24 protein-coding genes are annotated in these 20677 nt (G+C 53.6%); 6 read left to right on the plus strand and 18 right to left on the minus strand.

Features of this window, described 5'->3' with window-relative positions:
• The first annotated feature begins 75 nt into the window (after nucleotides 1-75).
• Nucleotides 76-225, plus strand: a complete 150-nt coding sequence (sspO, locus tag NSS88_RS02180; RefSeq protein WP_008879509.1) for a small acid-soluble spore protein O — start codon at nucleotides 76-78, stop codon at nucleotides 223-225.
• Nucleotides 226-295: 70 nt separating this feature from the next.
• On the opposite strand, the gene NSS88_RS02185 is transcribed toward sspO, so the two are convergent.
• On the minus strand, nucleotides 296-556 hold the full coding sequence (locus tag NSS88_RS02185) for a hypothetical protein (protein ID WP_011230844.1): 261 nt from the start codon (nucleotides 554-556) through the stop codon (nucleotides 296-298).
• 125 nt (nucleotides 557-681) lie between these two features.
• Between NSS88_RS02185 and NSS88_RS02190 the strand changes: the two genes are divergently transcribed.
• Entirely contained in the window at nucleotides 682-828 is a 147-nt protein-coding gene (locus NSS88_RS02190; RefSeq protein ID WP_011230843.1) for a small acid-soluble spore protein P, read from the plus strand.
• A gap of 186 nt (nucleotides 829-1014) precedes the next feature.
• On the opposite strand, the gene NSS88_RS02195 is transcribed toward NSS88_RS02190, so the two are convergent.
• Both NSS88_RS02195 and NSS88_RS02200 read right to left on the minus strand, forming a co-directional pair.
• On the minus strand, nucleotides 1015-1275 hold the full coding sequence (locus NSS88_RS02195; RefSeq protein WP_055358760.1) for a PTS lactose/cellobiose transporter subunit IIA: 261 nt from the start codon (nucleotides 1273-1275) through the stop codon (nucleotides 1015-1017).
• 28 nt (nucleotides 1276-1303) lie between these two features.
• Nucleotides 1304-1954, minus strand: a complete 651-nt coding sequence (locus tag NSS88_RS02200) for a cell wall hydrolase (RefSeq protein WP_055358762.1) — start codon at nucleotides 1952-1954, stop codon at nucleotides 1304-1306.
• 324 nt (nucleotides 1955-2278) lie between these two features.
• On the opposite strand from NSS88_RS02200, the gene NSS88_RS02205 reads away from it, so the two are divergent.
• Nucleotides 2279-2713 carry a DUF2621 domain-containing protein gene (locus tag NSS88_RS02205; protein ID WP_055358764.1) on the plus strand — a complete coding sequence of 145 codons (435 nt, stop codon included), beginning with the start codon at nucleotides 2279-2281 and terminating at the stop codon, nucleotides 2711-2713.
• Nucleotides 2714-2892: 179 nt separating this feature from the next.
• Here the strand turns inward: NSS88_RS02205 and NSS88_RS02210 are convergent, their stop codons facing one another.
• Complete coding sequence (locus NSS88_RS02210; protein ID WP_369813961.1) at nucleotides 2893-3372, minus strand: CcdC family protein; 480 nt, start codon at nucleotides 3370-3372, stop codon at nucleotides 2893-2895.
• 393 nt (nucleotides 3373-3765) lie between these two features.
• Between NSS88_RS02210 and NSS88_RS02215 the strand changes: the two genes are divergently transcribed.
• Entirely contained in the window at nucleotides 3766-4902 is a 1137-nt protein-coding gene (locus tag NSS88_RS02215) for an IS110-like element ISGka2 family transposase (protein WP_011229840.1), read from the plus strand.
• A gap of 292 nt (nucleotides 4903-5194) precedes the next feature.
• Here the strand turns inward: NSS88_RS02215 and NSS88_RS02220 are convergent, their stop codons facing one another.
• Complete coding sequence (locus tag NSS88_RS02220; RefSeq protein ID WP_055357904.1) at nucleotides 5195-5902, minus strand: cytochrome c biogenesis protein CcdA; 708 nt, start codon at nucleotides 5900-5902, stop codon at nucleotides 5195-5197.
• Nucleotides 5903-6061: 159 nt separating this feature from the next.
• Nucleotides 6062-6940, minus strand: a complete 879-nt coding sequence (locus tag NSS88_RS02225; protein ID WP_055357903.1) for an IS982 family transposase — start codon at nucleotides 6938-6940, stop codon at nucleotides 6062-6064.
• 142 nt (nucleotides 6941-7082) lie between these two features.
• Between NSS88_RS02225 and NSS88_RS02230 the strand changes: the two genes are divergently transcribed.
• A complete protein-coding gene (locus tag NSS88_RS02230; protein ID WP_055358869.1) occupies nucleotides 7083-7262 on the plus strand; it encodes an aspartyl-phosphate phosphatase Spo0E family protein in 180 nt (59 codons plus the stop codon).
• A gap of 53 nt (nucleotides 7263-7315) precedes the next feature.
• On the opposite strand, the gene NSS88_RS02235 is transcribed toward NSS88_RS02230, so the two are convergent.
• The 8 genes from NSS88_RS02235 to yneA form a co-directional block, all read right to left on the minus strand.
• Complete coding sequence (locus NSS88_RS02235) at nucleotides 7316-9136, minus strand: ABC transporter ATP-binding protein (RefSeq protein WP_061580813.1); 1821 nt, start codon at nucleotides 9134-9136, stop codon at nucleotides 7316-7318.
• Between the two features lie 89 nt (nucleotides 9137-9225).
• Nucleotides 9226-10965 carry an ABC transporter transmembrane domain-containing protein gene (locus NSS88_RS02240; RefSeq protein ID WP_339240454.1) on the minus strand — a complete coding sequence of 580 codons (1740 nt, stop codon included), beginning with the start codon at nucleotides 10963-10965 and terminating at the stop codon, nucleotides 9226-9228.
• Between the two features lie 124 nt (nucleotides 10966-11089).
• Nucleotides 11090-11302, minus strand: a complete 213-nt coding sequence (locus tag NSS88_RS02245) for a YneF family protein (RefSeq protein WP_011230833.1) — start codon at nucleotides 11300-11302, stop codon at nucleotides 11090-11092.
• 89 nt (nucleotides 11303-11391) lie between these two features.
• Nucleotides 11392-11646: a sporulation inhibitor of replication protein SirA gene (gene sirA / locus NSS88_RS02250; RefSeq protein ID WP_341082854.1), complete on the minus strand. Its 255-nt coding sequence runs from the start codon at nucleotides 11644-11646 to the stop codon at nucleotides 11392-11394.
• 327 nt (nucleotides 11647-11973) lie between these two features.
• Nucleotides 11974-13980, minus strand: a complete 2007-nt coding sequence (tkt, locus tag NSS88_RS02255; protein WP_033017301.1) for a transketolase — start codon at nucleotides 13978-13980, stop codon at nucleotides 11974-11976.
• A gap of 100 nt (nucleotides 13981-14080) precedes the next feature.
• Nucleotides 14081-14311 carry a DUF896 domain-containing protein gene (locus NSS88_RS02260; RefSeq protein ID WP_033017300.1) on the minus strand — a complete coding sequence of 77 codons (231 nt, stop codon included), beginning with the start codon at nucleotides 14309-14311 and terminating at the stop codon, nucleotides 14081-14083.
• 129 nt (nucleotides 14312-14440) lie between these two features.
• Nucleotides 14441-15094: a YneB family resolvase-like protein gene (locus NSS88_RS02265; protein WP_013145683.1), complete on the minus strand. Its 654-nt coding sequence runs from the start codon at nucleotides 15092-15094 to the stop codon at nucleotides 14441-14443.
• A 19-nt stretch (nucleotides 15095-15113) separates the two neighbouring features.
• Nucleotides 15114-15419 (minus strand): cell division suppressor protein YneA, encoded by a 306-nt coding sequence (gene yneA, locus NSS88_RS02270; RefSeq protein ID WP_033017298.1) that lies wholly within the window; start codon nucleotides 15417-15419, stop codon nucleotides 15114-15116.
• A 151-nt stretch (nucleotides 15420-15570) separates the two neighbouring features.
• On the opposite strand from yneA, the gene lexA reads away from it, so the two are divergent.
• Nucleotides 15571-16194 (plus strand): transcriptional repressor LexA, encoded by a 624-nt coding sequence (lexA, locus tag NSS88_RS02275; protein WP_011230827.1) that lies wholly within the window; start codon nucleotides 15571-15573, stop codon nucleotides 16192-16194.
• A gap of 63 nt (nucleotides 16195-16257) precedes the next feature.
• On the opposite strand, the gene glnA is transcribed toward lexA, so the two are convergent.
• The 4 genes from glnA to hflX all read right to left on the minus strand — a co-directional run bounded on the left by glnA (nucleotide 16258) and on the right by hflX (nucleotide 20642).
• Nucleotides 16258-17592 carry a type I glutamate--ammonia ligase gene (glnA, locus tag NSS88_RS02280; protein WP_033017297.1) on the minus strand — a complete coding sequence of 445 codons (1335 nt, stop codon included), beginning with the start codon at nucleotides 17590-17592 and terminating at the stop codon, nucleotides 16258-16260.
• A 39-nt stretch (nucleotides 17593-17631) separates the two neighbouring features.
• Complete coding sequence (locus tag NSS88_RS02285; protein WP_033017296.1) at nucleotides 17632-18033, minus strand: MerR family transcriptional regulator; 402 nt, start codon at nucleotides 18031-18033, stop codon at nucleotides 17632-17634.
• A 76-nt stretch (nucleotides 18034-18109) separates the two neighbouring features.
• Nucleotides 18110-19381, minus strand: coding sequence for a methionine gamma-lyase family protein (locus tag NSS88_RS02290; protein WP_033017295.1), 1272 nt, complete (start codon nucleotides 19379-19381; stop codon nucleotides 18110-18112).
• Between the two features lie 13 nt (nucleotides 19382-19394).
• The gene (hflX, locus tag NSS88_RS02295; protein WP_033017294.1) at nucleotides 19395-20642 is read right to left on the minus strand and encodes a GTPase HflX; all 1248 of its coding nucleotides are present in this window, start codon (nucleotides 20640-20642) and stop codon (nucleotides 19395-19397) included.
• Nucleotides 20643-20677 lie beyond the last annotated feature (35 nt).

Below are 20677 nucleotides of genomic sequence, written 5' to 3' on the forward strand. Positions count from 1 at the left end.
GCTGGCTTCCTTAACGGCGGCAAAAGAGGAATAAGGCGCCCGTTTCGTCGCAAACTAGAAGCGGAGGTGAAACGAATGGCAAAGCGAAAAGCAAACCACGTGATCCCTGGCATGAACGCCGCCAAAGCGCAAGGAATGGGGGCCGGCTACAACGAAGAGTTTTCCAATGAACCACTGACAGAAGCACAGCGCCAAAACAACAAAAAACGAAAAAAGAACCAATAGCGTGGCGGCCATCCCTCCATCCCGGACTGCCATAGCATGAAAAAAGGGAATGTCCGCCGCCGGCATTCCCTTACTCGTTTTCATTGACTTCGTCAACGATCGCCTGCAAATCGCTGCGGAATTTTTCGAGCTGCACGCGCTGCGTTTCCGAGGCAACTTCGAGCGCGTTTTCAATTTGGGCGAACGCCTCGTTTACTTCTTGCCGAAGATGGGCCAGCTGGTGGCCGTAGTCGGCTTGATCACGCACCAAGTGATCGTGCCATTCTTTCGCTTCCATCGTCGCCTTTTGCGCTGCTTGAAACGCCTCTTGCTTCGTTTTATGGTAAACCATGGCTCGTCCCTCCTTCGCAGTCATCGCGGTCGTTCACTACTTATCGTTTCAAACCGGGCGCAAATTATGCACCGAATAAGCGAAAGCACAACGCCGCATGCTAACGGACAAAGGAGGGACAACAAATGACGAACAAAAACGACGGCAAAGATATGCGCAAAAACGCCCCAAAAGGCGACAATCCTGGGCAGCCGGAGCCGCTTGACGGTTCGAAAAAAGTGAAGAACCGCAATCACACGCGGCAAAAACATAACACAAGCCATGATATGTAAACCGCTCGGCTGAAGGGCGGCGTGCCCCCCCGTTCCGTTTGCCAAGAAGGAGCGGGGAGCGCCGCCTCGTTCAACCGGCAGCAAACGTTGGGGCAACTGTTTTGATGCCGTTTTGTTTACATAATTAAATTATGGTTACATCATTGGTTGCCAAAACTCGTCCGAGTGAAACGGGCGTGTTGGCCTTTACGATTGAATGTGTTCATACAAATCGACGAATTCAGCCGCCAACTCTTTGACGGCAATCGCTGTCATCAAATGGTCTTGGGCGCGCACCATCAGCAGCGTCACAGCCGTAGACTGCCCTCCGGCTTCCGGCTGTCGCAACGACGTTTGCAGCTCGTGAGCGGCTTGCCGTTCTGCCCCAGCCTGCTCCAACAGCCGGCGCGCTTCGGATAGTTTCCCCTGCTTGGCGGCGGCGATTGCCTTATGGAGCCATACGGCCAAAAAGAAACAGAGCCTGTCCCGGCTCTGTTCACTTCGCAAAGACATGGTGCCCGATGCGAATCGTCACCGGACGCGATAACATCCACTTGTCTTTTGTGATTTTCGGATTGTAGAAATAAAGCGAGCCACGGCGGTCGTTTGGGAATAAGGCCAGCGCCTTGTCGACCGCCTCGTAATCTTGCTTGGTCGGCTGAATGCGGGTCAATTTCCCCGTTTTCACCGGCACAAACGCATAGCCGGATTTCGTTTTTTGATAAATGACGCCGCGCACCGTCTTTGGAAACTCTGGGTGCGTTGTACGGTTTAAAACGACAAGCGCCACTTCCACCTTGCCGGCAAACGGCTCGCTCGAGCCGGTCTCCGCCTGCACGAGCTGAGCAAGCAGCTTTCGGTCGGCGGCGGTGAGCGAAATCGCCTTTTTGCCGGCTGATGCCAAGGCGGGACGCTTCGCAGCCGCCGGGACTTTCAATTTCGCGCCAATGCGGATCGTATCCGTTTTTAAACTGTTCAGCGATTTTAGTGAAGCCACCGTTGTATGATATTGTTTGGCGATTTTCGACAGCGTATCGCCTTTTTTCACTTGGTAGTATGTATAGGAGCTCGCCGCTTCCGCCAGCACCGATTGTGAACCAAGCGCCAGACTGCAAGTTATGGCCAGCGCTGCAATTGTTTTCTTCATTTCCATCATCCACCTTGCCTCCATCGTTCTTCCTGTTTCTCTTTTCTTACTAGATTAACAGGCAAAACTAGGCGCGTCACTGTCTTTCATTTCCAGACGAGCGGGCAGCCTATTTCAAAATCATTGACGCTCTAGGACGGGGCAGGCATCTTTACAGTTGCGTTACAGTTGCGTTACGGATCGTAACAGAACGCTGGACGCGCTCTCAATGCTTGCCAAGCCTTGCGCTTTTCGACATAATAATAGACGAAACTTGTCCTCTGCCGCCCTGCTTGTTGCGGACAGCAGAAGACAAACTCTCGATCAGTAGTTGGGGTGGTCATCGTGCTGACCGGATGGTTTCTTTGGTTTATTTTGGTTTGGGTTGTCTTTTTGCTTGTCATGATGTCGATCGGCGGCTTTTTTATGTTCCGCAAATTTTTGAAACGACTGCCGAAAGAAGATGGAAAATCGGAACTCGACTGGCAGGAGTATTATATTGAGCAGACGCGCCATTTATGGAGGGATGAAGAAAAGGCGCTACTTGAGGAGCTTGTCCGCCCTGTGCCCGAACTGTTTCGCGACGTGGCCCGGCAAAAAATCGCCGGCAAAATCGGCGAGCTTGCCTTGAAGGAGCAGGCGCCGCGCATCACACGCGATTTGCTCATTCGCGGCTACATCATCGCAACCCCCAAGCGCGATCATAAATTTTTGATCCGGACGTTGCAAGCGAAAAACATCGATCTCGCCCCATATCAACATTTGTTGGAAAGCCGCTGACGCTCATCCGAACCGACAGATGAGCCGGCGGCTTTTTCACCGTTTCGCCTCGCGGCTCGCTGCGGCCGCTGCGCGGCAAACAAGAGGCAGATCTCAACGAAAACGCAACGTTTGACGCCTCGCGGCCGTTTTATGCACTTGGCGCAAGAAAAGGCGTCCACATTCTCTCGGACGCCTTTTCACGTAAGAATCGGCGATTTCAGCCGCGCCGCCAGCTTTCTATACGAAACATACATCGCAATCCGCCATGGGACGATCATTGAAAACGCGAGCAAATAAAACATGCCGCTTAACTGGTGATAGTCGATCGTTCGACCTAAATACGTTTTCAAGCCAAGACGAATGACAATCAACCCGAGCAAAATCCAAATAAAGGATTTTGAGCGTTTCAAATAAATATCGTTGCCACGGATTTCAAATTTCGACGTTTTAATGAGAAACAGCGAGAAGAACAGGCCGAGAATGACCGCCTCAATGAGCTCCCCGCGTGTGACGCGAAAGACTGGATCGATGAACATGAGCGCCCCAGTGCTCATAAACAGCGGCGGCAAAATAATTTTTTTGGCATTCGTCGGCTTTTCTGACGCCTTCATGCGCACAAAAAAGATGAAAAACGCCATTACAACGGCGATGAGCGATGTAATGAACGCCAAAGCCATCACCTTCTTCCAGCAAAATTCATGGACAACGCTATCATTATAACAAAAAACGCGGCATTTGTGGTGTACGACTGTTTCGCCTTGCGGTTTTTGAACTTGGGAAATCCAGCGCGGCCAGAAAAGATCCATGGGCAATGGTTTGCCCTCCACCCAGGGATGAAAATCCCCCTTTTCTTCCCATAATGAAGAATAGGCGCAAACAGTTCAACAGGACGTTATGCTTAATGGTGGCTTAGATCCTGTACGGAAAAGTGTTTGAATCCACTGGGTGCACCACCCATTGTCCGCCCTTTCCCGATGCGGAGGAAAGGTGACGACGAACGGAAAACTGCCGCATTTCTCCCGTGGATTCGCTGTTTGCGCACTCGATCATCGAAAAGGAGGATTTTCATCATGGATGTCATCTATCCTCGCTGCGCAGGATTGGATGTTCATGCCGAAACCATCGTCGCCTGCGCGCTATGGGAAGAAGATGGACACATTCAAAAGGACATTCAAACCTTCTCCACGTTCTCGAAAGGACTTGGCGACCTGCTTGAGTGGCTCGAAGAACATGGCGTTACCCATGTCGCCATGGAATCCACCGGCGTGTATTGGAAACCGGTCTTCGCCTTCCTCGAGGGCTATGTCGACTTGACTTTGGCCAATCCGCAGCGGATCAAAAATGTCCCGGGAAGAAAAACCGATGTCTCTGACGCCGAGTGGATCGCCAAGCTGCTCCGCCATGGACTCGTTGAAAAAAGTTTCGTCCCCCCAGCGGATATTCGCGAATTGCGGGATTTTACCCGCCTCCGCAAAAAGTGGGTCGGACAGCTGACTTCGGAGAAAAACCGGATTCAAAAAGTGCTCGAGTCTTCCAATGTCAAACTCGGCTCGGTCCTCTCCGATCTCTTCGGCGTTTCCGGAAAAGACATCCTCGCCCGGCTGCTGGAGAAGGGATACGTGGACAAGGACGAGTTGGATCAATGCCTGCGCGGAAGGCTCAAAAAGAAAAAGCAAGCGGTGTACGATTCGCTGCTCGGCACCTTGACCGAACACGAGCTCCGTCTCCTTCGCCTCTTGTGGAAACACGTGGAGGAATTGGAGCGGCTCATCGAAGAAGTCGACCAGCACATCGACCGCCTGCTCGAGCCGTATCGCGAGGAAGTGAACCTGCTGATGACCATGCCCGGAGTGAAAAAACAAACCGCCGCCGTCATCATCGCCGAGATGGGAACCGACATGAGCGTCTTTGAAACGCCGGAACGGGCGGCTTCATGGACTGGATTGTCCCCCGGCAACCATGAAAGCGCCGGAAAGCGAAAGAGCACGCGCACGACAAAAGGCAATCCCCATCTCCGATCGGCGTTATGCGAGGCGGCATGGTCAGCAGCTCGATCCAAGACGCATCCCTTGTCCCGAAAGTTTTGGTCGTTGGCGGCCCGGTGCGGGAAGAAAAAAGCCCTCATCGCCATTGCTCGGCGGATGTTGGTGATCATCTTTTGCATGATCTCCCGCAAAGAGCCGTTCCGCCAACCACAACTTATTTAGTCTAGCCAAAAGGCAGACAGGTTATACGAGATGCCTAAAATCGGGCACCTCTGCTTTCCTATTGCCTTTTTTGGCCATTTTCAGTATACCCTCACGGATCAGGAGCGTATACCGCACTCACCAAGTGGTGGGGATTTTCACGGAAAAGAGACAATTTTAGGCTATACCTAACCAAAATTCATCTCCCACTTTCACTTCGTTTAGAAGTGGGAGACTTCTTTCGGAAAGATGTTAAAATGGACGCCATTTTTTCATCATCCTCTCTTCAACGATATTCCTCGAACAACAGCCGCTAAAAACCAGTAAACCCGCCAAACAAGCTCGTCGTATAAGCGATCAGCTTCGTCATCCAGTCAAAGTACAAAACGACGCCCATCGCCACCATGACATACCCGCCCGCTTTCATGATAGGGGCGCTATGACGGCGGATCCATTGCAGTTTGCCGATAAAAAACGAGAGAATGAAAAACGGAACGGCAAAGCCGAGCGTATACGCGAGCATATACATCATCCCCGAGCCCGGGTTCGCGGCAGCCAAAGCGATGACCGCCACCAAAATCGGCCCCATGCACGGCGTCCAGCCGGCGGCGAACGCCATGCCGATCAGCGCCGAGCCGAAATAGCCGGACGGCCGCTCACGAAACGAAATGCGCCGGTCTTTCAGCAAAAACGCCGGCTTCCACAGCCCGGCGACAACAAGGCCGAGGGCGACGATCACGACCGCGCCGATTTGCCGGATCACATCTTGATAATCGGCAAACAGCCGGCCGAGAAACGATGTCCCGAAGCCGAGGGAGATAAAAATGAGCGAGAATCCTAGCAAGAAGCAAAGCGTATGCCATAAACTGCGGCGATTGAGCATGGCGTTTTCTTCTTTCAGCTCGCTGACCGACACGCCGGTAATATAAGACAAAAACGCCGGATAAAGCGGCAGGCAGCACGGGGAAATAAACGACAAAAACCCGGCGCCGAACGCTAAAAAGAGATTGAGATCATTCACTGTTGGATCAGCCCCTGCTCTGTTTTTTACTTTTATTTTAGCAAAAATCCTCCTCCCCGTAACGTTTTTCCCGCTGTTTCTTGGTCAATTTTTCTATTTTCCATTTTTGCATTCATTGGTAAAATAATATAAAATACAACCCGTGGTGCTAGTTGAGCTTTAGCGCTCAACTAGCCCAAGTGTAACCAGGGAATAAGCTAACAATATACCGTCTAGTGCCACTTCAAATCCGATAATCGAATTGGCTCGGATCCCCGTGATGCGATAGTGGTCAACCAGAACCGAGAACACCGTCTCGATCACTTTGCGTTTTTGTTGGATCCACTGCTCCCATGTCTCAGACGCACGATGTTTCTGGTTTTTTCGAGACGGAGTCCAAAGCGCCATTTGGTATTCTTCGTACAGCCTTTTTTGCAAGTCACGGCTAATGAATCCTTTGTCCCCAAAGTTATACGGGTGGGGAATTTGGGTCATCACGCTTTCGGCTGCGATTCGATCGTGGCAAGATGCTTCCGTCACCACATACCCCATTGGCAGCCCTTGATCGGTCACTTGAAGGTGCAGCTTCAACCCGTAGTACCATTGCTTTTTGGAAGCGCAATACCCGATGTCGGCGATCTCTTGAAACCGTTTGACGCGATGCATTCTTGCCGTATGGCACAACGGGAGCGGCAAGCTGTCCACGACGGCATAGGCATGATGTTGACCGCGTTTTGCCAGCTCATGACGGATCCATTTGATGGCGAAACCAAGCGCCCGGCAACGGCGGTTGTATCGGGAGCGTTCAAGAAACGAGCCGTTTGTGAACAAATTTCCCGTGACAAAACGATGCCACGCCCGTTCAGAAGTAAAACCGAGCAACTTTCCTAAAAGATGAATCGCGATGACCACGGCGTCTTCCTGTTTGACCAAATGGCGGTTGCGACGCTGTAGGTACATCTGAATCGATGACAGTTGGGCAGAGACAAAAAAGAAAATGGCGGCATATTGCTTTTGAATCTTTGCTTGATCTGTAGTAAAATGAAAGTGCTCTTGCATAGGGATTCTCCTTTCAATGTTTGGTTGCACTTTCATTTTAAGGAGATCCTCATGCAAGGGCTATTTTTATGCTTGTTTGAGTTTATCTAGCACCACGGGTAAAATACAGTACACGATACTTCATGAAAAGGACGGTTTATTCGTGCCAAAATGCAATCTGTTGACCTTAATCGAACAAAAGCGGATGGAACTTGTCGACACCGTAGCCAAAAAGGGTTTAAACTCTGAAGCCGCAATGAAAGTAAGCAAAGAACTCGACACGCTGCTCAACGCCTATCAGCGCGAACAAGTACAACAACAAAAACAAAGCGCCTCCCGCTAAACGGGAAACGGCGCTTTTTCTTTCCGGCACGCCCCCGCCGCCTGCGCAAGCGGTCATCTCATCTCATGGCGGGCGAACAGTCCGTTCTTTGGATGTTGCGCTTGGACATCGACGAGGCCGTTTTGCAGCAAGTACATTTGGTAGTAAAGCCCTTTTTGCGCCAGCAGTTGCTGATGCGTACCGCGCTCGATGATTTCGCCGCAGTGGAGGACGAAAATTTGATCAGCGTCTTGAATCGTTGATAGACGGTGGGCGATGGCAATCGTCGTCCGCCCTTTCCGCATGCGCATGAGCGCATCTTGAATCGCTTCCTCTGTTTCGGTGTCAATATGGGCGGTCGCCTCATCGAGCACCAAAATTTTCGGATCAGCAGCGATCGTGCGAGCAAAGGAAAGAAGCTGGCGCTGACCGCTTGATAACGTCGCCCCGCGCTCGGCGAGCACATGGTCGTAACGATCGGGCAATTGCTCAATAAACGCATCGGCCTGCACGAGCCGAGCGGCCTCCTGAATGGCTTCGTCGTCCAGTTCCTGATTATACATGCGAATGTTCTCTTTGACCGTCCCGTAAAACAAAAACGGATCTTGCAAGACAAGGCCGAGGCGGCGGCGCAGCTCGGCGCGCGAGTAATCGCGGATCGACCGGCCGTCAAGCAAAATATCGCCGCGGTCAAACTCATAAAAACGCATGAGCAAGTTGATGATCGAACTTTTGCCGCTGCCGGTATGGCCGACAAACGCGACCGTCTGACCTGGACGGATGACAAACGACAGCCGTTTCAGCACATCTCGTTTGCCGTCGTAGGAAAAGCTGACATCCCGAAATTCGATTTCCCCGCGCTCGATCACATGCGGCGACCGATTTGGATTGGCCGGCGCCTCTTCTTGATGATCAAGAAGGGCAAACACGCGAGAGGCGGAAACGATCGCCTGCTGGTAAAGAGACAGGCGCACCATCATTTGCGTCACCGGTTCGAAAAAGCGCTCCAAATAGTTGACAAACGCATACAGCACGCCGATCTCAACTGGGCCATCAAGCGCCGTGATGCCAAAAAAGCTGAGCACGACCATGATCGACAACATATACACCACATCGATCGCCGGTCGAAGCAGCAGTCCATCAAGGTGGATGTTTTTCATCCCCGCCTTGTAATGCGCTTCATTGACGGCGGCAAACTCTTGATATAAACGGCGCTGCTGGCGGAACGCTTGAATGACGGCCATTCCTTGCAGCGATTCGTTCAATTTGGCGTTCAGTTCGCTCAGCCGTTCGCGCATCTCTTGATAAAACACTGAGCTGTAGCGGCGGTATGTGTGCATGATGAACGCGATCGCCGGGAGGATGAACAGGCAAAACAACGCAAGCTTAGCATCAAGCGAAAACATAGCGACAAACACGCCGATGACAAACAAGCCGTTTTGCACAAAGGCCGCTAGGACGCTGATGAACATGTCCTTGATCGCTTCTGTATCGTTCGTCACCCGCGAAACAATGCTTCCGCCCGGCGTCCGGTCAAAATAGCTCATCCCGAGCCGGTGCACTTTCGCAAACACATCCATCCGCAGCGCTTGAATGACGTACAAAGCGAGCCGCTGAAACTCGACAAGCTGGAAGTAGGAAATGATCGTTTTCAAGACGAGCACGCCGAGATAGGCGGCGGCCAGCGCCGCCACCGGTCCAAAAGCGAGGCGGCCCGGCACCAAATAGTCATCAATGAACACTTTCACCAAATACGGGCCGGAAAGCTCCCCGGCCGTTGCCAACAGAAGAAGCGCAAACGCAAGCGCCGTTTCTTTTTTGTATCTTCCCATATAAGCGAGCAGCCGCCATAAGACGCGCCGCTGCTCTTTTGTTGTCAACCATCGGTCGTTCATCCACTTCCCCCTATCTTACAAACAACTTGTATTTTCAGGCTTTTCGCTCCGCTCGTTTTTGGCGAGAGCTCGAACGTTCAGACCTGTTGTTACTCCGCAAGCGCCTCAAGCTGCTGGCGTCGATGCATGTCACGATACCAGCCGTCTTCTGCCATCAGCTGCTCGTGCGTTCCGGCCTGCACAATTCGCCCCCCGTCAAAGACGAGAATCCAATCGGCATGCTCAACCGCGCTTAAACGATGAGCGGCGATGATCGTCGTTTTTCCGCGCCGCTCCTGTTTGAGCGCCGCTAAAATCCGCGCCTCGGTCTTCGCATCCACGGCCGACAACGCGTCATCAAAAATGAGCACTTCCGGGTCAATGAGAAGCGCCCGGGCGATGGACAGCCGCTGTTTTTGCCCACCGGATAGGGAAATGCCGCGCTCTCCGATGACCGTCTCATACCCGTCGGGAAACTGCAAAATGTCATCATGAATGTCGGCCAGCCGCGCCGCCCGTACGACCTCGTCCTCTCCGGCTTCCGGCTTGGCAAAGGCGATGTTGTCGCGGATGGAGGCAGAAAACAAGAAATGGTCTTGCGGCACGTAGCCGATCGCCGAACGGAGCGCGAAAAGCGTATAATCGCGGATGTCGCGGCCGCCGAAGCGAATCTCGCCGTCATAGCCGTCAAACTCGCGCAGCAGCAGGCGAAGCAACGTCGTTTTTCCCGCCCCCGTTTTGCCGACGACGCCAAGCGTCGCCCCACGCTTGAGCTGAAAACGAATGCCCCGAAGCGCCGGCTTCGCCTCCCCCGGATAGGCAAATTGACGAACATCATACTCAATGTCGCCTTGCGGAGAGATGTGAAGGGCATCCGGACGTTCGTTGATTTCATCTTGTTCAGCCAACAGCGCCCGCACCCGGTCGTACGAAGCACGCCCTCGCTCAACAATGTTAAACATCCAGCCGAACGCCAACATCGGCCAAATAAGCAGGCCAAGGTAGGTCGTAAACGACACAAGCTCGCCGATCGTCAATTCGCCCGCCAAAACCATTTGGCTGCCAAACGCCACAGCGAGAAAAAATGACAGCCCAACAAGCAGCCCGATCGTCGGATCAAACAAGGCGTCAATTTTGGCGACGGCAACGTTTTTCGCCACGACGTCTTCCGATTGACGGCGAAACGCCTCGACATCGTGTTCCTCATAGCCGAACGCCTTGATGACGCGGATGCCGTTGACGCTTTCCTGCACCTTGTCGTTCAGCGACGAAAACGCCGCTTGCGCCGTTAAAAAACGACGATGGAGCATCGTCCCATAGCGGCTCGTCGCCGCCGCCATCACGGGCATCGGCAATAGGCTGATGAGCGTCAGCTTCCAGCTGATCGAAAACGCCATCGTTGCCAACACAACCCCGCCAAGCGTCACCGAGTCAACAAGCGTCAAAATGCCGCTTCCGGCCGTCTGCTGAATCGCTTGCAAATCGTTGGTTGCATGAGCCATTAAATCGCCGATCCGCTTCCGCTGGTAAAACGACGGCGACATGTTCGTAAAATGCTGATACAGCTCGTTGCGCAGCTGGCGGGCAAGCTTGACCGCCGAACCGAAAATGAAAATGCGCCAAGCGTAGCGGAGCCCGTAAAGCGCCGCCGCAACGGCGGCGAGGACGGCGATCCAGCGGATGAGCACTTCTTTTGTCATCGTGCCGTTTTTCATATGATCGACCAACAAGCCGATCACTTTCGGCGGGACTGTCTCCAAAAACGCCACGATGACAAGCACGAAAATACCGGTGATATACGCCTTCTTTTCTTGGCGGAAAAACCAAAACAAATCGCGAAACACGCGCATAAGGCCCGCCCTCCTTTCATTTGGCTGACGAACAATCGCCATATTATTGTAACAAAACTAGAAAAATTTTGAAAGAACATTTTGGCAAAATAAAAAGACACTCTCGATCGAGTGTCCGTTTCGCTTATTTCAGTTGATTGTTCATCATTTTCATCATCTGGTTGATTTTCTTCTGCGACGGAGTCATGCCCATTTGCATCATCATCATGCGAATCATTTGTTCATTGATCGGCGGGTTTTTCTTCAAATAATTGATCATCGTTTTGCGGGCGACGAAAAATCCGATCGCCACCCCGGCGATGAGCGCCAGCACGCCAACGAGAATCGTACCCCACATAACAGCGATTTTCCTCCTTCTTGTTGTCTCCCTAACAGTGTACTAAACGATGCGTCATTAGACAATATTTCGCGACAAAAATCTTTTCATTACGCAAATTTTCTTCCTTGCCGAGGCGCAGACAGCCAGTAGTAATCGACAAAATCGGCGTCGACCGCCAAAAACGTCGGCGAAAGCCGAGCGAGCGCCCGCCCGATGTCCGCGGCAAGCGGCGCGCTGTCAGCGACAAGAAGCAAGCGGCGCTTTTGCACGACAAGCAACGCTTCCTTGCCGGCGTCGTTTTGCAAAACAAACACCTGAATCCGTGACAGCAGCTCATCAAAAGCACCGGAAAACGTAATCATATCAAGGGTTTAGCCCAGTTTCGGATGTTCACTTATTGAGTGAAAAGCAAAAAGTGTGATATTTGTTGATTTATCAAGCTTTCTCAGCAGTTTGAACGCGTTTTTATCACGGATTCAGGTAGAAAATGAGAGAGGAAAAATATGTCTATTAACGGCGAGTTTTTTCACTAACATTGTCGATTTTTGTTTGCGATGGCCATGCGGCCGCAAACACGCCAACAAACAAGCCTTTGTCCTCGATTCAACCCCGAAAATACTTGACCAAAGCGCAGCCATCTTTCACAAAAATAAGCTGCCCCTGCAACAACGCAAGGGCAGCTTTTCCGGTTACTTGCCGAGCAGCGCTTTTGTGCGGCGGACGACGTTGTCAACCGTAAAGCCATACTCGGCCATGATTTTCTCTCCTGGAGCGGAAGCACCGAATCGGTCGATGGCCAAAATGTCGCCCTCGGCGCCGACGTAGCGCTCCCAACCGAGCGACGCGCCCATTTCAATGGCGAGCCGCTTCGTCACGGCCGGCGGAAGCACTTCATCGCGGTACGATTTTGGCTGAGCTTCGAAGCGGTCCCACGATGGCATGCTGATGACGGAGACATGGATGCCCTCAGCGGCAAGCGCTTCTTGCGCTTTGACGGCCAGACCGACTTCCGAGCCAGTCGCCAACAACAGCGCCTCCGGAGCGCCGTTTTTCGCCGGTGAAACGACGTACGCACCTTTTTTCACGCCTTCATACGCCAACTCAGCTGTTGCCGCCAACGTCGGCACATCTTGACGCGTCAAGACGAGTGCAGTCGGCTTGTCCGTCGATTCGAGCGCCAGCCGCCATGCTGCCGCCGTTTCGTTTGCGTCAGCCGGACGGATGACCGACAAGTTCGGCATCGCCCGAAGCGAAGCGAGATGTTCGATCGGCTCGTGCGTCGGGCCGTCTTCGCCGACGGCGATGCTGTCGTGCGTCAAGACGTAGATGACCGGCAAGCCCATCAGCGCCGCCAAGCGGATCGCCGGGCGCAAATAGTCAGAGAACACGAAGAACGTGCCGCCGAACACTTTCAACCCGCCGTGAAGCGCCATGCCGTTCAGCGCCGCCCCCATGGCAAACTCGCGCACGCCAAACCAAATGTTGCGCCCTTCGTAGCTGTCCGGCAAGAAGTTGCCGCCGCCTTTGATGAGCGTTTTATTCGAGCTTGCCAAGTCCGCCGAACCGCCAAACAATTGCGGCACCGCTTTGGCGATGGCGTTGATCACTTCCCCGGACGATGAGCGGGTCGCCAGGCTTTTGCCCGCTTCATACACCGGCAGCGCCGCCTCCCAGCCATCCGGAAGCTTCCCTTCAATCGCCCGCTTCAGCTCGGCGGCCAGCTCCGGATGCGCCCGTTCGTACGCGGCGAACTGTTCGTTCCATTCCGCTTCTTTTTTCGCACCGGCCTCTTGCACCGTTTCTCGGAAATGGGCATATACTTCTTCCGGTACATAAAAATCTTCAGCAAACGTCCAGCGGTACGCTTCCTTCGTCAGCTTCGCCTCTTGGGCGCCGAGCGGAGCGCCGTGGACGCCGGACGTGCCCGCTTTATTTGGCGAGCCGTAGCCAATCGTCGTTTTTACTTCAATGAGCGTCGGCCGGTCAAGGTCCGCCCGCGCCTCCTCGAGCGCTTTGGAGATTTCTTCAATATTGTTGCCGTCCTCAACGCGCAAATATTGCCAGCCGTACGCTTGGAAACGTTGGGCGACGTTTTCCGAGAACGACAGGTTGAGCTCCCCGTCCAGCGAAATGTCGTTCGAGTCATACAGGACGATCAGACGGCCGAGCTTCAAGTGGCCGGCGAGTGACGCCGCTTCGCTCGCCACTCCTTCCATCAAATCGCCGTCGCCGCAAATGGCGTACGTATAATGATTGATAATCTCAAACCCGTCGCGGTTGTATGTAGCAGCCAAATGCCGTTCCGCCATGGCCATGCCGACCGCCATCGCAATCCCTTGGCCGAGTGGGCCGGTCGTCGCTTCCACGCCCGGCGTATGGCCGTATTCCGGATGGCCCGGCGTTTTGCTTCCCCATTGGCGGAACTGCTTCAAGTCATCCATCGTGACATCGTAGCCGCTTAAATGCAATAAGCTGTAAAGCAGCATCGACCCGTGCCCGGCTGACAAGACAAACCGGTCGCGGTTGAACCAGTTTGGATTCGCCGGGTTATGATTCATAAATTTTGTCCAAAGCGTGTACGCCATCGGCGCCGCGCCCATCGGCATGCCCGGGTGCCCGGATTTCGCTTTTTCGATCGCGTCAATCGACAGCGTTCGAATCGTCGTAATCGCCAACTCCTCGATTGAATGCGCCATCGTCTTCCTCCCTTTCATTAACATGGTGTCATTTACTATCATATAGAAAATCGATCGGCTTGTACAACGTTATTTTCCGGTCCACCCCTCTTTCGACCGTTTAATGGAAGCGCCGCCGCTGGCTTTCCTTTAATTTTTTCGGCGTCACGTCGTTGCCGTTCGGGTCAATGACGGTCACTGTATGGAGCATATCGGTCATCGCCTTGCGGAACGCTTGAATGTACTCACGGCGCAGCTTCGCTTGCTCGAGGGCCTCTTCGGCCGACAAGCAGGCCGTTTTCGCTTTTTTCGCCAGTTCATTGATGCGGGCTAATTTATGTTTGGCAAGCATTGATCATCTTCTCCTATCTGCCATATTCTCACTCTGTTTTATCTTATCTGATCAACCGGGAAGATGGCAAGGATGGCATCTTGGCTTCCTTTGCCCGCTCGCCGCTTTAGGGTCAGGCGCAGTACACGATCAACGCCGCCTTTGTTGCTCGTCCATATATTCCTGGTAACGCCGATGGACGGTCGCCTTGGACGCCTCGTAGCCGAAGCTTCGCATCGTCGCGGCGATATCGGCAAACGTCAGTCCACGCTCGCGCAAGCGGACGATCTCCTCAACCGGCAGATCGATTCGATCGCGCCCGGCGTTTTCGCCCCGGCGCCTTAGGTTCCGCTCCGGTCGGTATCCGCTGGCGATGGCTCGCTGCATGCCACGCTTAATTTTGGCGTTATGTATTTTTCTTTGGTACTCCTCGACAATCGCGATGATGGATAACACCATCTCATCGGCCTCCGACAGCGGCATCTCCCCGCGGTGGCTGGCGCTGTATATTTTCACCCCTTGCTTTTTCAAGCAATGCAGCACCGCCATGCGCGCATGGCCGCGCCCAAGCCGCGTTTCATCTTGAATGAGCAGCACATCGACCTCGCCTTCCTCGCAAAGCGAAAGCAGCTCCAACACGCCGTCGCGGTCGGCTTCATAACCGCTCGCCTGCTCGGCGATCACTTTCACGACTTCAAATCCACACTCGGCCGCCAGCTGCTCGAGCTCATCTCGTTGCCTCGCGAGTGACGTTTCCTGTTCCGCTTTGTCCGTGCTGACTCGGCAGTAAATGACCGCCCTCATGGCCACTCCCTTCTTTCCATCACTGATTGACGGCCACCGAGCCGCCCTGCTTTGATTTTAACACAGGAATGACAATTTGTTCACCGGTGGCAAGACGCGGGCTCGGCAAATGGTTGACATCGACGACCCAGCGGATGAACTCATCAGGCGGCATATGGTGTTCCTGTTCGTACTGTTTTGCCAGCCCCCAAAGCGTATCGCCGGGAGCGACCGTGATCGTCACGTATTCTTTTTTATCGACCGGGCTGCTGGCGTAAACGAACCCTGCCAACACGAGCGAAAACAAAAATGAAAACAAAACATAGTGCAGCAACGTTTTCTCCATTCTCCCCACCCTTTCTAGAATGTTTGTTCGCTTTCCTTCATTATAGTCAAGAACATTTGTTTGTGTCAATAAAAAACTCGAACCTATGTTTGTTTTTTCGTCTTCCGCATGGTATAATGAAGGCAAATGATGTGGCGAAAGGTGTGAAACAATGACGAAACTGTCAAAACGACAACAGCAAATTTTAGAGTTTATTAAACAGGAAGTAAAAACAAAAGGCTATCCTCCGTCGGTGCGGGAAATTGGGGAAGCGGTTGGACTGGCGTCAAGTTCGACGGTCCACGGGCATCTCGCGCGCCTAGAAAGCAAAGGGTACATCCGCCGCGACCCGACAAAGCCGCGCGCCATTGAAATTTTGGACAACGATATGGCCAAGGAGAGAGAAAAAGAGGAGATCATCTCGGTGCCGATCATCGGCAAGGTGACGGCCGGTCAACCGATTACAGCGGTGGAAAACATCGAAGGCTACTTTCCGCTGCCGAAGCGGCTCGCCGCTGGCGAGGAGCAGTTGTTTATGCTTGAAGTGATGGGCGACAGCATGATCGAAGCCGGCATTCTCGACGGCGACTACGTCATCGTCCGCCAGCAGTCATCGGCCAACAACGGCGACATCGTCGTCGCCATGACGGAAGACAACGAGGCGACGGTGAAGCGGTTTTTCAAGGAAAAAGACCACATCCGCCTGCAGCCGGAAAACGCCCATCTTGAGCCGATCATCGTCCGCGACTGCACGATTCTCGGCAAAGTGATCGGCGTCTATCGCCTGTTCGACTGACTCGTGCCGGCCTGCGCCCATAAAAAAGCTGCCCTGAAAAAAACGGGGCAGCTTTTTTATGAATCAGTAGAGTTCCATATATTGGTCCAATTCCCATTGATGAACCGTTGTCCGATACATATCCCACTCAATTTCTTTCGCTTCGACGAAATGCTCGAATAAATGTTTGCCGAGCGCGTGAATCATCACTTCATCGGACTTCAAGTTTTCCAACGCTTCATGCAGCGTGGCCGGCAAATCGACAATGCCTTCTTCAAGCCGCTCTTCTTTCGTCATGACGTAAATGTTTCGGTCAACCGGCGCCGGAGGAGTGAGCTTGTTGCGAATGCCGTCAAGCCCGGCCGCCAACAGCACGGCCATCGCCAAGTACGGGTTCGCCGCCGGATCGACGCTGCGCACTTCAATGCGCGTGCTCATGCCGCGCGAAGCCGGAATGCGGATGAGCGGGCTGCGGTTGCGCGCCGACCAGGCGACATAACATGGCGCCTCGTACCCCGGAACAAGCCGCTTGTACGAGTTGACCGTCGGGTTGGTGACAGCTGTAAAGTTCGGCGCATGCTTCAACACGCCGGCAATAAACTGCCGGGCCGTATCGCTCAACTGCAAATCGCCGTTCGGATCAAAAAAGGCGTTTTCGTTGTTGCGAAACAGCGACAAGTTGCAGTGCATTCCCGAACCGTTAATCCCAAAAATCGGCTTCGGCATAAACGTCGCATGCAGCCCATGTTTGCGGGCGATCGTTTTGACAACGAGTTTAAACGTTTGAATGTCGTCGCACGCTTTTACGGCATCAGCGTATTTGAAATCGATCTCATGCTGGCCCGGGGCAACTTCATGGTGCGACGCTTCAATTTCAAAGCCCATCTCCTCAAGCTCAAGCACGATATCGCGCCGGCAGTTTTCCCCAAGATCGGTCGGCGCCAAGTCGAAGTAGCCACCGCGGTCGTTCAGTTCCATCGTCGGACGGCCATTTTCATCGAGCTTAAAGAGGAAAAACTCCGGTTCCGCTCCCAAGTTGAACGCCGTAAAGCCGAGCGCTTCCATCTCTTTCAACACGCGCTTTAAATTGTAGCGCGGGCAGCCTTCAAACGGCGTGCCGTCCGCATTGTAAATGTCGCAAATAAAGCGGGCGACTTTTCCTTTTTCCGATGTCCACGGGAAGATGACAAACGTGTCCAAATCCGGATACAAATACATGTCCGATTCTTCGATGCGGACAAACCCCTCGATCGAAGACCCGTCAAACATCATTTTATTATTGAGCGCTTTCTCAAGTTGGCTGATCGGGATTTCGACGTTTTTGATCGTCCCCAAAATATCGGTGAATTGCAGGCGGATGTACTTGACATTTTCCTCTTTGACGATGTGTAAAATGTCGTCACGCGTATATTTTGCCATGTCCAAACTCCTCCCCGGCTCGGAAATCATGTTCCGTCATTAATGAAAGAAGCGAGCGAGATCTCCTTGGCGAAGCGACGCGCGCTGGAACCGCCCGGCCTGCAGCAATTCATTCCGCAAAATTTCGCGCAGTTCTTCGTCCGACAGCTTCGGTTTTCCTACTTTTTCGACTTTCTCCGCCTGCTGGTGGCGTCCTTCCTCCCGCGCGGCAAAAATTTGTTTAATGCCCGCCAAGTTGACGCCTTGGTCGATCAAATCTTTAATTTCCAGCAAGCGGTCAATGTCATTGAGCGAAAACAGCCTCCGGTTGCCTTCAGTGCGCGCTGGCGAAACGAGACCGTGCTCTTCATAATAGCGGATTTGCCGAGCCGACAAGTCGGTCAGCTGCATCACAATCCCAATCGGAAACAATGGCATGGAACGACGAATATGACTGCTCATGCCAATTCCTCCTCGCTTTTGATACCTTCATTTTACCATAATGTCAAGAAAACAGTCAATGATGCGTCATATTTTCTCACAAACAAATGAGCTGTTGCTCAAGCAGACGGTGGACGGCTGAACAAATGGCGATTTTGACGTGTGAATACGTCAGCCCGCCTTGCACGTAGGCGACATATGGGGGCCGCAGCGGCCCGTCTGCCGTCAGCTCGATGCTCGCGCCCTGCACGAACGTGCCGGCGGCCATGATCACTTTGTCTTCATAGCCGGGCATGTCGCTCGGATACGGAGTGAAATGAGCGTTGACCGGGGAGGAAGCCTGAATCGCTTGGCAAAACGCCACCATTTGTTCCGGATCGTCAAAACGGACGGACTGAACCAAATCCGTGCGCTTCGCCTTCCACGATGGCGAGGTTTTTAGTCCGATCCGCTCGAGCATCGCCGCCGTAAAAACCGCCCCCTTGAGCGCCTGACCCACGGTGTGCGGCGCAAGGAAAAAGCCTTGATACATATCCGGCAAGCTGTAAAGCGACGGACCGACTTCCGCTCCAATGCCCGGCGAGGTCATCCGATAGGCGCACGCCTCCACATATTCCCGCTTGCCGACAATGTAGCCGCCCGTTTTCGCCAAGCCCCCTCCCGGGTTTTTAATGAGCGAGCCGGCCATCAAATCGGCGCCGACATGGCATGGCTCTTTCTCCTCGACGAATTCTCCGTAGCAATTGTCGACAAACACGACGACATCCGGTTTGATCGACTTGACGAATGCAATCATGTCGCCGATCTCTTCGACAGTAAACGACGGCCGGTCCGCATAGCCGCGCGAACGTTGAATGCCGATCATTTTCGTCCGCTCATGGATCGCTTCGCGAACGGCCGGAAAATCGACCATCCCTTCCGCTGTGAGCGGCACACTGCGATAACGAATGCCAAACTCTTTCAGCGAGCCGACGCCGCGGCCGCGGACGCCGACGATTTCCTCAAGCGTATCGTACGGAGCGCCCGTGATGTAAAGCAATTCATCGCCCGGGCGCAACACGCCAAACAGCGCGATCGCAATCGCGTGCGTGCCGGAAATGATTTGCGGGCGCACAAGCCCCTCTTCCGCTCCAAACACATCAGCGAAAATGCGATCGAGCGTATCGCGGCCCGCATCGTCATATCCATAACCGGTTGACGGAATGAAGTGGGCGTCGCTCACTTGATGGCGACGGAAGCTCTCAAGCACGCGGTATTGGTTGACGTCGACCAGTTCATCGATGCGGCGGTGAATCGGCGCGATTTGTGCTTCGATTTCCTCGATGAGAAGAGCGATGGTTTCTCCGTGTCTCCATTGTGTCCAAAACATAGATGAACCCTTTCTACCGTTGGAATGATTGCAGCTCCCCATACAAGGGGTGCGTCGGCAGCACGTACCCTTGGCAGTCGTACGTGCCTCCCTGTTCATTATAATGCCATTCGTGCAAAATGGTGTCCGATTTTAACCGAGCGAGCAATTTTCCTTCACCGCTTGGGATCGACACGTCGTAACGGGCCATTTGCTGTTTCACCGCCTCTTCAAGAAAATAGTGGAGCCGGTCAATGTCGGCGGCGGAAAGCGCGCTGATCATGATGGAAGCAGTCGTTGTCGGAATGAATTCCGACGCTTTTTGATCGCTTTTATTGTACACCGTGACCATCGGAATGGAAGAAGCCCCTAATTCAGCGAGCAGCCGCGACACCGTTCGCTCGTGCGCAACGTAATCCGGATGAGACGAATCGACGACGTGAAGCAATAGATCGGCTTCCGTCACTTCCTCGAGCGTCGAGCGGAACGCGGCGACAAGTGTCGTCGGCAAGTCTTGAATGAACCCGACCGTATCGGTGACAAGCACCGTGTAGCCGCATGGCAAGACACATTTGCGCGTCAACGGATCGAGCGTGGCAAACAACAAGTTTTCTTCCAACGAATCGGCGGCGGTCAGCCGATTGAAAATCGTTGATTTGCCGGCGTTTGTATAGCCGACGAGCGCCACTTGAAACGCTTGGTTTTTTTGCCGGCGCTCGCGGTAGCGCCCACGGTGCTTGGCGACGCGCCGCAGTTCCGCCTTAATGTCATCAATGCGGCGGCGAATATGGCGGCGGTCGGTCTCGAGCTTCGTCTCCCCCGGGCCGCGCGTGCCAATGCCGCCGCCCAAGCGAGACAGCATCTCCCCTTGGCCGCTAAGGCGCGGCAGCATATATTCGAGCTGGGCGAGCTCGACTTGCAGCTTTCCTTCTTTTGAGCGGGCGCGCTGGGCAAAAATGTCTAAAATCAGCTGCGTCCGGTCAATCACTTTCACCTCGCCAAGCAGGTTTGTCAAATTGCGCGCCTGGCTTGGGGAAAGCTCGCTGTTGAAAACGACAAGATCCGGTTCGAGCTCCTTGACAAGGGCGGCGAGCTCTTCCGTTTTCCCTTTGCCGATATACGTCGCCGGGTGCGGCGCTTCACGTTTTTGCGTCACCTCTGCCACAACCTCGCCGTTCGCCGTCGCAACGAGCGAAGCGAGCTCCTCCATCGAATAGCGAAACCGTTCATCATCGACACCAGCGAGCTGGCAGCCGACAAGGATCGCTTGTTCACGGCTCATGGCATCCCCCTTCCTTTCCCTCGCGGCGAACATGT

It is taken from the genome of Geobacillus sp. FSL W8-1251, from assembly GCF_038005945.1.
In the GTDB taxonomy this organism is placed as follows: Bacteria; Bacillota; Bacilli; order Bacillales; family Anoxybacillaceae; genus Geobacillus; species Geobacillus stearothermophilus.

Excerpts from the sequence above, each read along its gene's own strand:
- hflX (WP_033017294.1), bottom strand. The coding sequence starts at position 20,642 with ATGAGCCGTGAACAAGCGATCCTTGTCGGCTGCCAGCTCGCTGGTGTC.
- NSS88_RS02285 (WP_033017296.1), bottom strand. The coding sequence starts at position 18,033 with ATGAGCAGTCATATTCGTCGTTCCATGCCATTGTTTCCGATTGGGATT.
- NSS88_RS02210 (WP_369813961.1), bottom strand. The coding sequence starts at position 3,372 with ATGGCTTTGGCGTTCATTACATCGCTCATCGCCGTTGTAATGGCGTTT.
- NSS88_RS02200 (WP_055358762.1), bottom strand. The coding sequence starts at position 1,954 with ATGAAGAAAACAATTGCAGCGCTGGCCATAACTTGCAGTCTGGCGCTT.
- NSS88_RS02265 (WP_013145683.1), bottom strand. The coding sequence starts at position 15,094 with ATGAGGGCGGTCATTTACTGCCGAGTCAGCACGGACAAAGCGGAACAG.
- NSS88_RS02185 (WP_011230844.1), bottom strand. The coding sequence starts at position 556 with ATGGTTTACCATAAAACGAAGCAAGAGGCGTTTCAAGCAGCGCAAAAG.
- NSS88_RS02240 (WP_339240454.1), bottom strand. The coding sequence starts at position 10,965 with ATGCGCGTGTTTCGCGATTTGTTTTGGTTTTTCCGCCAAGAAAAGAAG.
- NSS88_RS02260 (WP_033017300.1), bottom strand. The coding sequence starts at position 14,311 with ATGCTTGCCAAACATAAATTAGCCCGCATCAATGAACTGGCGAAAAAA.
- NSS88_RS02215 (WP_011229840.1), top strand. The coding sequence starts at position 3,766 with ATGGATGTCATCTATCCTCGCTGCGCAGGATTGGATGTTCATGCCGAA.
- lexA (WP_011230827.1), top strand. The coding sequence starts at position 15,571 with ATGACGAAACTGTCAAAACGACAACAGCAAATTTTAGAGTTTATTAAA.
- NSS88_RS02290 (WP_033017295.1), bottom strand. The coding sequence starts at position 19,381 with ATGTTTTGGACACAATGGAGACACGGAGAAACCATCGCTCTTCTCATC.
- NSS88_RS02245 (WP_011230833.1), bottom strand. The coding sequence starts at position 11,302 with ATGTGGGGTACGATTCTCGTTGGCGTGCTGGCGCTCATCGCCGGGGTG.
- NSS88_RS02225 (WP_055357903.1), bottom strand. The coding sequence starts at position 6,940 with ATGCAAGAGCACTTTCATTTTACTACAGATCAAGCAAAGATTCAAAAG.
- NSS88_RS02190 (WP_011230843.1), top strand. The coding sequence starts at position 682 with ATGACGAACAAAAACGACGGCAAAGATATGCGCAAAAACGCCCCAAAA.
- sirA (WP_341082854.1), bottom strand. The coding sequence starts at position 11,646 with ATGATTACGTTTTCCGGTGCTTTTGATGAGCTGCTGTCACGGATTCAG.
- glnA (WP_033017297.1), bottom strand. The coding sequence starts at position 17,592 with ATGGCAAAATATACGCGTGACGACATTTTACACATCGTCAAAGAGGAA.
- yneA (WP_033017298.1), bottom strand. The coding sequence starts at position 15,419 with ATGGAGAAAACGTTGCTGCACTATGTTTTGTTTTCATTTTTGTTTTCG.
- tkt (WP_033017301.1), bottom strand. The coding sequence starts at position 13,980 with ATGGCGCATTCAATCGAGGAGTTGGCGATTACGACGATTCGAACGCTG.
- NSS88_RS02235 (WP_061580813.1), bottom strand. The coding sequence starts at position 9,136 with ATGAACGACCGATGGTTGACAACAAAAGAGCAGCGGCGCGTCTTATGG.
- sspO (WP_008879509.1), top strand. The coding sequence starts at position 76 with ATGGCAAAGCGAAAAGCAAACCACGTGATCCCTGGCATGAACGCCGCC.